This window comes from Stenotrophomonas sp. ZAC14D2_NAIMI4_7 (genome assembly GCF_003086675.1).
Lineage (GTDB): Bacteria > Pseudomonadota > Gammaproteobacteria > Xanthomonadales > Xanthomonadaceae > Stenotrophomonas.
This window is the reverse complement of the sequence record NZ_CP025995.1, coordinates 2,639,461-2,652,213: the sequence shown is the minus strand read 5'-3', so window position 1 is coordinate 2,652,213 and position 12,753 is coordinate 2,639,461. Positions and strand designations below refer to the sequence as shown.

Sequence of the window (12,753 nt, the reverse complement as noted above, 5' to 3'; positions counted from 1 at the left end):
GGGCCCATGAACACTGCCCCCGATATCGACTACGCCCGTTACGACCACATCCGCCCGATCCTGTGGACCGGCGACGCGCTGCAGCTGCTGGACCAGCGCAAGCTGCCCTTCGTGGTGGAACACGTTGCCTGCCATGACAGCGATGAAGTCGCCGCCGCCATCCATGCACTGACCGTACGTGGCGCGCCGGCCATCGGCATCGCCGCGGCCTGGGGCGTGGTGCTGGCCGCGCGCGATGTGCAGGCCGCCGACGGCGCGCATGCGCTGCAGCAGCTGGAACCGGCGCTGCAGCGCCTGAATGCCTCGCGCCCGACCGCAGTGAACCTGGCCTGGGCGCTGGCGCGCATGCGCCGCGCGCTGTCCGCCGCCGGCACCGACTGGAAGGCCGTGCTGGAAGCCGAGGCGCAGGCCATTGCCGAAGAAGACCTGGCCGCCAACCGCCACATGGGCGCGCTGGGCGCGGGGCTGATCGAGGCCGGCAGCGGCGTGCTGACCCACTGCAACACCGGTTCGCTGGCCACGGCCGGTTTCGGCACCGCCCTGGGCGTGATCCGCGCCGGCATGGCCCAGCAGCGCATCGCCCGGGTGTTTGCCGGCGAAACCCGGCCGTGGCTGCAGGGCGCGCGCCTGACCGTGTGGGAACTGCAGCAGGACGGCATCGACGCCACCCTGATCGCCGATTCGGCCGCCTCGCACCTGATGAAGACCGGTGCGGTGCAGTGGGTGATCGTCGGCGCCGACCGCATCTGCGCCAACGGCGATACCGCCAACAAGATCGGCACCTACCAGCTGGCCATCGCCGCCCGCCATCACGGGGTGAAGTTCATGGTGGTGGCCCCCTCGTCCACGGTGGACATGGATACCGTGGACGGCAGCCAGATCGAGATCGAGCAGCGCGACCCGGGTGAGCTGTACGGCGTGGGCGGGACCCGCACCGTGGCCGAGGGCATCGCCGCCTGGAACCCGGTGTTCGACGTGACCCCGGGCGAGCTGATCGACGCCATCGTGACCGAGCGCGGGGTCATCCTGAACCCGACCGTGGAAAACATGCGGGCCGCGTTCGCCGGTTGACGGACAGGCGGGGTCAGAGTCCTTTCCGGCGGAAAGGGATCCGACCCCGGCCCCGGCCGTGCGTGCAACCCCTAAGTTCCTGATTTGTGCCGGTAAAATCCCCGTAAACACGGGCGGAAAACGGCCCGTTGTGGTAGTATCGGCAGGTTGAATCGAGGTTCCGGCACGACCCCTCCTGCAGTGGGCTGCGCCGGACTGGACCGCTACCAGACAACGGAACCCGAATGGCAGAAACCGCCAAGGAAATCATCCAGGTCAACCTGGAAGACGAGATGCGCAAGAGCTACCTCGATTACGCCATGAGCGTGATCGTGGGGCGTGCGCTGCCCGATGCGCGCGATGGCCTCAAGCCCGTGCATCGCCGTGTGCTGTTCGCGATGAACGAACTGAACGCGCACAGCAACAAGCCTTACTTCAAGTCGGCGCGTATCGTCGGTGACGTGATCGGTAAGTACCACCCGCATGGCGATCAGTCGGTCTACGACACGCTGGTGCGTCTGGCACAGCCGTTCTCGCTGCGCTACATGCTGGTCGATGGCCAGGGTAACTTCGGTTCGATCGACGGCGACTCCGCCGCGGCGATGCGTTACACCGAAGCCCGCATGTCCCGCCTGGCCCACGAGCTGATGGCGGACATCGACAAGGAAACCGTCGATTTCCAGCCCAACTACGACGAAAAGGAACTGGAGCCGACGGTCATGCCGACCCGGTTCCCGAACCTGCTGGTCAATGGTTCGGCCGGCATCGCGGTGGGCATGGCCACCAACATCCCGCCGCACAACCTGAGCGAATCGATCAACGCCTGCATCGCGCTGATCGACAACCCGGAAATCGACGTCGACGGCCTGATGGAGTACATCCCGGGCCCGGATTTCCCGACCGCAGGCATCATCAACGGCACCGCCGGCATCGTCGCCGGCTACCGCACCGGCCGTGGCCGCGTGCGCATCCGTGCCAAGGCCGATATCGAAGTGGCCGACAACGGCCGCGAATCGATCATCGTCACTGAAATTCCTTACCAGGTGAACAAGGCGCGTCTGATCGAAAAGATCGCCGAGCTGGTCAAGGAAAAGAAGATCGAAGGCATCAGCGAGCTGCGCGATGAGTCCGACAAGGACGGCATGCGCATCTACATCGAGATCAAGCGCGGTGAATCTGCCGAGGTTGTGCTGAACAACCTGTACCAGCAGACGCAGATGGAATCGGTGTTCGGCATCAACATGGTGGCGCTGGTCGATGGCCGCCCGCAGTTGATGAACCTCAAGCAGATGCTGGAGGCCTTCGTCCGCCACCGTCGCGAAGTGGTCACCCGCCGCACCGTGTTCGAGCTGCGCAAGGCGCGCGCCCGTGCCCACGTGCTGGAAGGCCTGACCGTGGCGCTGGCCAACATCGACGAGATGATCGAACTGATCAAGACCTCGCCGAACCCCAACGAAGCGCGCGAACGCATGCTCGCCCGCCTGTGGGAGCCGGGCCTGGTCGGTTCGATGCTGGGCGCCGCCGGCGCTGAAGCCTCGCGTCCGGAAGACCTGCCCAAGGGCGTGGGCCTGATCGAGGGCGGCTACCAGCTGACCGAGATCCAGGCCACGCAGATTCTGGAAATGCGCCTGCACCGCCTGACCGGGCTGGAGCAGGACCGCCTGACCGAGGAATACAAGCAGCTGCTGGAAGTGATCGCCGGGCTGATCCACATCCTGGAAGATCCCGACCGCCTGCTGCAGGTGATCCGCGAAGAGCTGATCAACGTGAAGGCCGAGTTCGGCGACGAGCGTCGTACCGAAATCCGCCACAGCGAAGAAGACCTGGACATCCTGGACCTGATCGCGCCGGAAGACGTGGTGGTGACCGTGTCCCACGCCGGTTACGTGAAGCGCCAGCCGGTCAGCGTCTACCGCGCGCAGCGCCGCGGTGGCCGTGGCCGCAGTGCGGCGGCGACCAAGGAAGAGGATTTCATCGAACAGCTGTGGCTGGTCAACACGCACGATACGCTGCTGACCTTCACCAGCTCGGGCAAGGTGTTCTGGCTGCCGGTCTACCAGCTGCCCGAAGCCGGTTCCAACGCCCGCGGCCGTCCGATCATCAACTGGATTCCGCTGGAACCGGGTGAACGCGTGCAGGCCGTGCTGCCGGTGCGTGAGTACGCCGATGGCCAGTTCGTGTTCTTCGCCACGAAGAACGGCACGGTGAAGAAGACCCCGCTGAGCGAGTTCGCCTTCCGTCTGGCCCGCGGCAAGATCGCGATCAACCTGGACGAAGGCGATGCCCTGGTCGGCGTCGGCCTGACCGATGGCGAGCGTGACATCCTGCTGTTCGCCTCCAACGGCAAGACCGTGCGCTTCGGTGAAGACAAGGTCCGTTCGATGGGCCGTACCGCTACCGGCGTGCGCGGCATCAAGATGCCGGCCGGCGAGGAAGTGGTCAGCCTGATCGTGGCCGAAAGTGCCGGTGGCATCGAGGACGAGAACGAGGACGACAACGGTGTCGAGGAAACCGCCGCCAATGGCGATGCGGTGATCGACGGCGCCGACGACGCCAGCGTGCAGTACATCCTGACCGCCACCGAAAACGGCTACGGCAAGCGCACCCCGCTGCCGGACTACCCGCGCAAGGGCCGAGGCACGCAGGGCGTGATCGGCATCCAGACCACCGAGCGCAACGGCAAGCTGGTCGCCGCGGTGCTGATGGGGTCGGGCGACGAAGTCCTGTTGATCTCCGACGGCGGCACCCTGGTGCGTACGCGCGGTTCGGAAATCAGCCGTGTGGGCCGCAACACCCAGGGCGTGACCCTCATCCGACTGTCCAAGGATGAGAAGCTGCAGGCCGTGGAGCGCATGGACGCCTCGATCGACGAGGACGAGGACGAGGTGGCTGCTGCCGCCCCGGCCGAAGCCCCCGCACCGAGCGAGGACGCGCCGCAGGCGTAAGCCCGCCTCGCGACGTCACCTCAACAACGCCGGCCTCGTGCCGGCGTTGTTGTATCCGGCGCTCACCGCACGCGCACTTCACAGCGACGGTGGGATAACAGGCCATGCTGCCCCCGGAGATCGACGATGTCCGCCACGCCGCAGTCCGCCGCGCCCGTTGTGTCCCGCCACCCGTTGGTAACGGTGCTGGCCCTGCTGCTGGTCGTGCTGGGGCTGGTCATCGGTGGCCTGGGTGCGTGGCTGGGTAGCCTGGGCGGCTCCTGGTACTACGCCATCGCCGGTATCGGCCTGCTGGCCAGCGGGATTCTGCTGTGGGGCAATCGGCGCAGTGGCGCGCTGGTCTACGCGGGGCTGTTCGTCGGCACCCTGCTGTGGACATGGTGGGAATCGGGCAGCGACTACTGGCGCTGGGTCCCTCGGCTTGGCATGGTGACCGCGCTGGGCATCGTGCTGGCGTTCGTGGCGCCCGCCCTGCGCACGCCGGTGCCCACGCGGCTGTCGCGCAGCGTTGGAGGTGTGCTGATCCTGGTCTTCGTGGCCGCCTTCGCGCTGGCCTTCGCCCCGCATGGTCACGTGGATGGCCATCAGCCGTACCCCGAGGCCGCAGTCAGCGCCGGCCTGGACCCCACGCGCGACACCACCGGCCTGCAGCCGTCCGATCAACCCGCCGAAGAGGACTGGGCGGCATGGGGCCGCAGCAATGCGGCCACGCGTTTTTCGCCGCTGCAGCAGATCACCCCGAAGAACGTGGGCACGCTGCGGCTGGCCTGGCAGTTCCGCACCGGCGACGTGCCGCGAAAGCGCTGGGGTGCCGAGACCACGCCGCTGAAGATCGGCAACCGGCTGTACCTGTGCAGTGCGCGCAACCAGTTGATCGCGCTGGACGCGGCCAGCGGCAATGAAGTCTGGCGCTTCGATCCCAAGGTGCGCGACGCCTCCATTCCCTATACCGCAGCCTGCCGCGGCGTGGCCTATTACGAGCAGCCCAGTGCGCCTACGGTGGCCGATGCCGTGCTGGCCGATGTGGCTGCCGATCTGGCCCTGCCGGCGCCGCCGCCCACGCCGATGCACCGCGCTGCCGCACAGGACGGCCGGCCGTTCTGCAGTGCCCGCATCATCGAAGGCACGCTGGATGGTCGCCTGATCGCCGTGGATGCGGACACCGGGCGACCCTGCGCCGCCTTCGGCAACAACGGCCAAGTGGACATTACCCTGGGCATGGGCGAGGTGCCGCCGGGCTATGTATCCATCACCTCGCCGCCGGCCATCGTGCGGGGGGTGATCATCACCGGCCACCAGGTGCTGGACGGCCAGCGCCGCGATGCGCCGTCCGGGGTCATCCAGGCCTACGACGCGATGACCGGCAAGCTGCGCTGGGCCTGGGACATGGACCAGCCCGAGCGCAGCGGTCTGCCGCCGCGCGACCAGACCTACACCCGCGGCACCCCCAACATGTGGACCACGGCCACTGGCGATGAGCAGCTGGGCCTGGTCTACCTGCCGATGGGCAATTCGGCCGGTGACTACTGGAGCGGCTCGCGCACCGAGAACCAGAACCGCTACGCCACCTCGCTGGTGGCCCTGGACGTGACCACCGGCAAGCCCGCATGGCATTTCCAGGCCGTGCGCAAGGATGTCTGGGATTACGACCTGGGGTCGCAGGCCAGCCTGATCGATTACCCGACCGCGGCCGGCAAGGTGCCGGCCATCCTGCTGCCGACCAAGCAGGGCGACCTGTACATCCTGGACCGGCGCAACGGCCAGCTGCTGACGCCCGCCGAGGAGCGCCCGGTGCCGCAGGGCGGGGTGGAGCCGGAGCAGCGCTCGCCCACCCAGCTGTTCTCGCTGTACCACACGCTGCGCCGCGACCATGACCTGACCGAGCGTGACATGTGGGGGCTGACCCCCATCGACCAGCTGGTCTGCCGCATCCAGTTCCGCAAGGCGCACTACGAAGGGTTCTACACGCCGCCCACCAGCGACCGCCACTCCATCGAGTACCCCGGCTACAACGGTGGCTCGGACTGGGGCAGCGTGGCCATCGATACGCGGCGCGGCATCATCGTGGCCAACTACAACGACATGCCCAACTACAACCGGCTGGTGCCGCGTGCCGAAGCCGACCGCAAGGGCTGGCTGCCGCGCGAACAGATCCGCGCCGACAACAAGGGCGGTGCCGAAGGTGCGGGCGATCCGCAGGTGGGCACGCCGTATGCAATCGACGTCAATGCCGGTTGGCGGCTGCCATTCACGGGCCTGCTGTGCAAGCAGCCCCCCTACGGCGGCATCCGCGCCATCGACCTGCGCAGTGGCAAGCTGCTGTGGGACCGCCCGTTCGGCAGTGCGCGCGGCAACGGCCCGTTCGGGATCCGTTCCGGCCTGCCGATCGAAATCGGCACGCCCAACAATGGTGGCGCGGTGGTGACCGCCAGCGGATTGATCTTCATCGCCGCCGCCACCGATGATCTGCTGCGTGCCATCGACCTGAAGACCGGCAAGGAACTGTGGCACGCCACGCTGCCGGCCGGCGGGCAGGCCAATCCGATGGTGTACGCGCAGGGCGGGCGGCAGTATGTCGTGATCGTCGCGGCCGGGCACCACTTCATGGAAACCCCGAAGGGCGATTACGTGATGGCGTACGCGTTGCCGGAATGACCGGGTAGAGTCGACCGTTGGTCGACTGGCTTTTCGCGATCACCTGACACCGCGCTGCCCGGTAGAGTCGACCGTTGGTCGACTGCTTTTCGCGATCACCTGAAACTCGCGCCGCGCGCGATAGTCGACCAACGGTCGACTCTACCCACGCATGGCCACGGCACTCCCTGATCGATGAGACGGCACCTCTCCGATGCCGAAGATTGCCAGCAACGGGCACGCTCAATGACATGCCCAGTCCACAACTCCTCGTCGGCCGCCGCTCCGTCATCGGCAATGTGTACGCCATCACGATGATCTGCAGGGATCGCCGTCCCATCTTCGAAGATCCCGGCCACGCCCACATCGCAATGCAGGTGCTGGATGCATTGGACCATCAAGGCCTGACCACCTCGGTCGCGTGGGTGATCATGCCCGACCACCTGCACTGGCTTGTCCAGCTGCGAGGAAAGTCACTCGGGTACTGCGTGCAGCGGTTCAAGGGACGCAGCAGTTTCCTGATCAACAGGCTGCTGAAGCGTGAGGGAGCCCTGTGGCACCCTGGCTACTACGACCATGCGATCCGCAGCGAGGCGTCACTGCGAAAGCAGGCGCGCTACATCCTGGGCAATCCCGTGCGGGCGGGATTGGCAACCCGGCTGGGCGAATATCCGTATGGATGGTGCCGCTGGCCGCTGGATGACAACGAGGCGGGGTAGAGTCGACCGTTGGTCGACTATCGCGCGCAGCGCGGGTGTCAGGTGATCGCGAAAAGCAGTCGACCAACGGTCGACTCTACCGCGCAGCGCGGGTGTCTGGTGATCGCGAAAAGCAGTCGACCAACGGTCGACTCTACCCACCCGTCGTTGCGAATTGCGATCGGCTAGGATGGCCGCATGCCTCGTCTGCGAAGGAATCGCCATGTCTGCGTGCCGTCTTTCCGCCCGCCTATTGCAGCGGATGCTGTGGGCTCCACTGCTTCTGGCGCTGGTCGCCGCCAACGCGGCCCCACCGGCGCCCGATGCCCGCACGGCCGCCGATGACTGGCTGGCCGCGTTCAATGCCGGCAGCCTGCAGCAGCTGCAGTCCTTTGCCGAGCGCTATGCCAAGACCGAAGGCAGCACCCCACAGGACTATCTGGAATTCCGCGACTCCACCGGGCCGCTGAAGCTGCTGGAGGTACGGCAGAGCACGCCGATGCAGACCACCCTGCTCGTGCTGGGCGAGCGCAGCGAGCGCGCGCTGCTGGTGCACGCGCAGATGGATCCGGCCCACCCGGCGCAGCTGAAACAGTTCCAGCTGGAAGGTACGCCGACGCCGGAGCAATACCAGCCGGCCCGCGTTCCGCTGCCGCAGTTGATGGCCGATGCGCGCACGAAGCTGGATGCGCTGGCGGCCCAGGATGCGCTGTCGGGCAGCGTGCTGGTCGCGCAGAACGGTCGCGTGCTGCTGGAGTGGACGGGCGGCCTGGCCGACCGTGCCGCGAAGACGCCGGTGGCGGCGCAGACCCGCTTCCGGCTGGCGTCGTCCAACAAGATGTTCACCGCGGTGGCCATCCTGCAACTGGTGCAGGAGGGCACGCTCGGTCTGGACGATACGATCGGCAAACACCTGCCGGACTACCCGAACCCGTCCGTCGCCGGAACGGTGACCGTGCGGCAGCTGCTGAACCACACCAGCGGCTTGGGCGACTTCTTCGCGGATGATTTCGACCAGTACTCGGCCTCACTGAAGACGCTGGACGACTACGTGCAGCGCTTTGCCAAAGAAGCTCCGCAGTTCACGCCCGGCAGCCAGGACAGCTACTCGAACTACGGCTTCATCGTGCTCGGGCGCCTCATCGAGGCGGTGTCCGGCCAGTCGTACTACGACTATCTGGATGCGCACATCCTGCGTCCGGCAGGCATGACCGGCACCGGCTTCGAGCCGGAAGCGGTGGACGTTCCGCAGCGTGCGGTTGCCTACACCCGGGTGGATGGGCAATGGGCGCGCGAGACGAAGACGCTGCCCTGGCGTGGCATGTCCGCCGGTGGCGGCTACAGCACCGCCGCGGACATGCTGAAGTTCTGCGAAGCGCTGCGTAACGGCACCCTGCTTGCACCGGCATTGCTGCAGCAGGCCACGCGCGCACAGAACCACAAGGGCTGGTATGGCTACGGCTTCGTGGTGCAGGGGCAGGGCCGCCAGCGCCAGTACGGGCACGAAGGCGGCGCACCCGGGTCGAACAGTGCCATCGTGGTGCTGCCCGAGCAGGGTTACGTGGTGATCGGACTGGCCAACATCGATCCGGATGCGGTGGGCAATGTGGTCAACTACATCGCTCGGCGCCTGCCGCTTTGATCAACGCTTGCCGGGAACCGGCGCATCGGCGGCAATCAGTTTTTCCTGCTTCAGCTCGGCCCAGAAATCGGCGGGAATGGCGATGGCCATCGAGGCCACGTTCGCCTGCACCTGCTCGGGGCTGCGCGCACCGGGAATGATCGAGGAAACCACCTCGGGCGCATCGGCGAACTGCAGGGCTGCGGTGCGCAGGTCGATGCCGTGGCGTTCGCAGATGGCGGCCATGCGCGCACGCTTGGCCGGTGCCCACTCAGGAATCGGGCTGCCGTACAGATAGCGCTCGCGGCCGGTCAGGTAGCCGGCCAGCAGCGGAGAGCCGACCATCACCGATACGCCTTTCTCGGCCAGCTTCGGGAAGGTGTCGTGCAGGGTGGCTTCGTGGTCCAGCAGCGAGTACTGGCAGGCCAGCAGCATGATGTCCGGATCGGCTTCGGCCACCGCGCGCAGGGCGGGCTGCGGGCGATTCACCCCGAAGCCCCATGCCTTGATCAGCCCTTCCTCGCGCATGCGCGTCAGCTCGGGCATGGCGCCCTTCAAGGCCTCGGCGAAGCGTTGTTCCCAAGGCATGCCCAGGTCAGTGTTCTCGGGCGAAAGATCATGGATCAGCACGATATCCAGCTGCGCCACGCCCAGCCGGTTCAGGCTGTCTTCCACCGAGCGCCGGGTGCCGGCCGCGGAGTAATCGTAGGCGTAGCGGAACGGGGCCGGGTCGTGCCAGTTGGTTTTCTGCAGCGGCCCAGCGGTGCCGGTCAGCAGGCGGCCGGTCTTGCTGGACAGCGTGTACTGGTCCGGCGCATGGCTGTGCAGCTCGCGGCCCATGCGCCGTTCGCTCAGGCCCAGCCCGTACCACGGCGATGTATCAAACGTGCGGATGCCGGCCGCCCACGCGGCGGCCATGGTGGCTTGTGCGGCCGCATCGGTGGTGGGCGCCAGGCTGCCGCCCAGCGGCGCCCCACCCAGCCCCAGGCGGGTCTGCGGGCGATAGCGACCACCTGCCTGCGGCGGGTTGCGGGCCAATGTGGCCCCAGGACGCGGCGTGCCGCGGGTCGGCAGCACGCTGCCCGGCGCAGGCGATTGCGCGAACAGCGGTGCGGTGGCCGAGAGTGCGGCCGCAGCGGCGGCCAGGGAAAGGAAGCGGCGTCGTGAGGTCACGTCAGTCTCCTGTGCGGAAGGCGGGCGGGTGTCTCGCAGAGCCGGTTCACTGTACCGCGCAGGTGTGTCGGGCGCGTGCACGCGCGGCGCCCGTTCGCTTGCTCAGCGCTGCGGCACCCGCACCATCCTGTTCATCAGGTGCTCCACCACGCCGGCCGGATCGGCGCTACGGCCCACGTGCGTGCTGGACATCTGCACGATGGAGCTGCGTTTGGCGGTGAGGAAATGGAAACGCGCGCGCGCGGGCAGCTGCGCGATCGGGCCCGCGTTGGCGTCGCCGCGGCAGATCGCCACGATGGCGTCCAGCCAGGGCTGCAACGCGTCCTGGTCGAGTGCGGGCGCAAACGCGCGCAAGCGCGCCGCGTCGATCTCGATGGCCGCTTCCAGATGGCGAGCGCCAGGGCAGGAGACGATCACCCCGACGTTGATGAACTCTTCGCGTTCCACCCGCGGTACAACGCGGATGACCGCATAGTCATACGTGTGCAGCGTGGGCACGGATGGCCTCCTGCACGAACACGGCACGTACCTTCAGGCGGTGCTTGAGATAGTTGATATAGCCCTGGCGGTAGGCCTGCGGGCTGTCGAAGGCGGGCTCGTTGACCAGCCAGCTGTCCGGCACCAGGCCGACGATGCGTTCGATTTCCGCATCGGAAAGGCGGGCGGCCAGTTCGGCATCCACCTCGGCGATGCGGCTGGCGAAGGACAGCAGCACGTGGTCGCGGATCAGCGTGAAGGGCTTCTCGCAGGCATCGGCGGCGTTGTCCCAGTCGTGATGGAAGTACATCGCCGCACCGTGGTCGATCAGGTACAGCTTGCGGTGCCAGACCATCAGGTTGGGGTTGCGCGTGGTGCGGTCCACGTTGCTGGTAAAGGCATCGAACCAGACGATGCGCGAGGCCAGGTCGGCATCGACCGGCATGGCGGCCGGGTCGTAGTTGATCGCGCCGGGCAGGTAGTCCAGGCCCAGGTTCAGGCCCTCGCTGGCGCGGATCAGGTCCTGGATCTCCGGGTCCGGTTCGGTGCGGGCGAATTCGCTGTCCAGCTCCACGAACAGGATTTCCGGAATCGGCAGGCCCACGCTGCGGGCCATCTCGCCGGCGATCAGCTCAGCAATCAGGGCCTTGGGCCCCTGGCCGGCGCCGCGGAACTTGAGCACGGCCATGCCGTCGTCGTCGGTCTCGACCACGGCGGGCAGGGAACCCCCTTCGCGGAGAGGGGTGATGTAACGGAGGGCATGGACGGTGCGCATGCGCGCATTCTAGCGTGGCGTGTGGAGGGAGCGCCGGAGGATCGTCCGCTGTGCCGGTGCGCGGCAGCCTCGGAGGGGCTGCCGACCGCTTTCTATTGCACGCTCACCAGGCGAACGCAGTCGCGCACTGCCTTGCCGTTGGCTGTGGAGTGCTCCGGGATCGTGTCCACCTTGATGCTCAGCTGCGCGCGCTCAAAGCGGTGGTAGATGGTCCGGCCGTGCTCGCCGCGCACCGTTTCCCTGGCAAAGCCCGCCGCACGAAGCGCCATTGCGAACCGGTTGAAATCCACCTGACAGATGGCGGTGGCCGGCGCCTTCTGCTGCGGACCGGTGTCGACGAAGTTCAGATCCAGTCGCGCGTCCGGCGTGCCAGCCTGTTTCACTTCCAGACCGTAGCTCCACTCCGAAGTGAGCGCGCCACCGTAGCCGAAGTGACCGGGTGCGAAGGTGCGGGCGGGCTCGCGCAATGCGGAGGATACGCGCTCGAGGGTCAGGTCGCTTGCGGAGGTCGTGGCCTGGATCAGATCCATCAGGCGCAACAGCAACTGTTCGGCGTCCAGTGGTGCATCAGGCAGGCTGCCCGAACCGGTCTCCAGGCTGCTGCCGGGATGCTGGTCAGTCGGCGTGCGATCTGTGGTGTAGCCGCTGGCATTGAGCGTGGCTGCCGAAAGAATGAGGGTCCACGATCGCATGAATGCGTGCCTGGGCATGCGCGTTCCTTGCGTGGTGAAGGCTGACCGTAGGGGCAGCCGGGTGACGCACAGGTTAAGCGCAACAGCTGGTGCGGAACACTGCGGCCGTTCAGAACTGAGGCCCGATCTTCACTTCCCCCTGCCGCAGCTGATGGCAGCATCCAGCTGTGGGGAGACTGAACCGGCCAGGATGGCCGTGGTGTACGCAAGCTGCCATCCTTCAAGCGTTTCCACGATGTACTTGCAGGCTTTGGAGGTGCACCGATGAGCGACGAATCCATTCCCATGCTGCCGCCACTGGACAACACCAAGGCGCGGCAGATGATTGGCAAGGTGGTTCTGGTTGGCATCACCCGTTATGGCGGTGACGGCCAGATGCGCGATCAGCAGCAGTATTCAGGCACCGTGCTGCGCATCAGCGCCGAAGAGGGCGTGGTGCTGGCCGACGAGGACGATGGCCACGAGCATTATCTGCCGCCGATGCTGGACCAGTACCGGCCGGCCGAGCCTGGTGAGTATCAGCTGCGCACCGGGGGCGCCATCGTGGTGGACCCCGATTACCTGACCACCTGGGATCTGCACGCCCAGCAGTAGAACACCGACTGTGTTTCGCCGGGCATGGCCCGGCGCTACCGGAGGTTGCCAACGCCCGTGGTAGCGCTGGGCCATGCCCGGCGTGCATTGCTTC

General features: G+C 66.9%; 10 protein-coding genes. 6 read left to right on the top strand and 4 right to left on the bottom strand.

Going from position 1 to position 12,753, the window contains the following annotated elements; all coding sequences use genetic code 11:
• Window positions 1-6: 6 nt before the first annotated feature.
• From mtnA to C1922_RS12195, 5 genes are all read left to right on the top strand, one after another.
• Window positions 7-1,071, top strand: a complete 1,065-nt coding sequence (gene mtnA, locus C1922_RS12215) for an S-methyl-5-thioribose-1-phosphate isomerase (RefSeq protein ID WP_108750000.1) — start codon at window positions 7-9, stop codon at window positions 1,069-1,071.
• Window positions 1,072-1,295: 224 nt separating this feature from the next.
• Complete coding sequence (gene gyrA / locus C1922_RS12210) at window positions 1,296-3,995, top strand: DNA gyrase subunit A (protein ID WP_108749999.1); 2,700 nt, start codon at window positions 1,296-1,298, stop codon at window positions 3,993-3,995.
• A gap of 126 nt (window positions 3,996-4,121) precedes the next feature.
• Window positions 4,122-6,650: a membrane-bound PQQ-dependent dehydrogenase, glucose/quinate/shikimate family gene (locus tag C1922_RS12205; RefSeq protein WP_108749998.1), complete on the top strand. Its 2,529-nt coding sequence runs from the start codon at window positions 4,122-4,124 to the stop codon at window positions 6,648-6,650.
• Window positions 6,651-6,880: 230 nt separating this feature from the next.
• Window positions 6,881-7,348, top strand: a complete 468-nt coding sequence (locus tag C1922_RS12200) for a transposase (protein ID WP_108749997.1) — start codon at window positions 6,881-6,883, stop codon at window positions 7,346-7,348.
• 202 nt (window positions 7,349-7,550) lie between these two features.
• Window positions 7,551-8,969: a serine hydrolase domain-containing protein gene (locus C1922_RS12195; protein WP_108749996.1), complete on the top strand. Its 1,419-nt coding sequence runs from the start codon at window positions 7,551-7,553 to the stop codon at window positions 8,967-8,969.
• Here the strand turns inward: C1922_RS12195 and C1922_RS12190 are convergent, their stop codons facing one another.
• The 4 genes from C1922_RS12190 to C1922_RS12175 form a co-directional block, all read right to left on the bottom strand.
• Window positions 8,970-10,121, bottom strand: a complete 1,152-nt coding sequence (locus tag C1922_RS12190) for an aldo/keto reductase (RefSeq protein WP_108749995.1) — start codon at window positions 10,119-10,121, stop codon at window positions 8,970-8,972.
• A 102-nt stretch (window positions 10,122-10,223) separates the two neighbouring features.
• The gene (locus tag C1922_RS12185; RefSeq protein WP_108749994.1) at window positions 10,224-10,619 is read right to left on the bottom strand and encodes a DUF3037 domain-containing protein; all 396 of its coding nucleotides are present in this window, start codon (window positions 10,617-10,619) and stop codon (window positions 10,224-10,226) included.
• On the bottom strand, window positions 10,597-11,373 hold the full coding sequence (locus C1922_RS12180) for a HipA family kinase (RefSeq protein ID WP_108749993.1): 777 nt from the start codon (window positions 11,371-11,373) through the stop codon (window positions 10,597-10,599). Before C1922_RS12180 ends, C1922_RS12185 begins: the two co-directional genes overlap by 23 nt.
• Before the next feature lie 92 nt (window positions 11,374-11,465).
• Window positions 11,466-12,083 (bottom strand): hypothetical protein, encoded by a 618-nt coding sequence (locus C1922_RS12175; protein WP_108749992.1) that lies wholly within the window; start codon window positions 12,081-12,083, stop codon window positions 11,466-11,468.
• A gap of 246 nt (window positions 12,084-12,329) precedes the next feature.
• Here C1922_RS12175 and C1922_RS12170 point away from each other — a divergent pair, with 246 nt between their 5' ends.
• On the top strand, window positions 12,330-12,659 hold the full coding sequence (locus C1922_RS12170; protein WP_108749991.1) for a hypothetical protein: 330 nt from the start codon (window positions 12,330-12,332) through the stop codon (window positions 12,657-12,659).
• The last annotated feature ends 94 nt before the right edge of the window (window positions 12,660-12,753 follow it).

What these genes read in the sequence shown, in the direction of transcription:
- mtnA (WP_108750000.1), top strand. Translation starts at nt 7, where the DNA reads ATGAACACTGCCCCCGATATCGACTACGCCCGTTACGACCACATCCGC.
- gyrA (WP_108749999.1), top strand. Translation starts at nt 1,296, where the DNA reads ATGGCAGAAACCGCCAAGGAAATCATCCAGGTCAACCTGGAAGACGAG.
- C1922_RS12205 (WP_108749998.1), top strand. Translation starts at nt 4,122, where the DNA reads ATGTCCGCCACGCCGCAGTCCGCCGCGCCCGTTGTGTCCCGCCACCCG.
- C1922_RS12200 (WP_108749997.1), top strand. Translation starts at nt 6,881, where the DNA reads ATGCCCAGTCCACAACTCCTCGTCGGCCGCCGCTCCGTCATCGGCAAT.
- C1922_RS12195 (WP_108749996.1), top strand. Translation starts at nt 7,551, where the DNA reads ATGTCTGCGTGCCGTCTTTCCGCCCGCCTATTGCAGCGGATGCTGTGG.
- C1922_RS12180 (WP_108749993.1), bottom strand. Translation starts at nt 11,373, where the DNA reads ATGCGCACCGTCCATGCCCTCCGTTACATCACCCCTCTCCGCGAAGGG.
- C1922_RS12175 (WP_108749992.1), bottom strand. Translation starts at nt 12,083, where the DNA reads ATGCCCAGGCACGCATTCATGCGATCGTGGACCCTCATTCTTTCGGCA.
- C1922_RS12170 (WP_108749991.1), top strand. Translation starts at nt 12,330, where the DNA reads ATGAGCGACGAATCCATTCCCATGCTGCCGCCACTGGACAACACCAAG.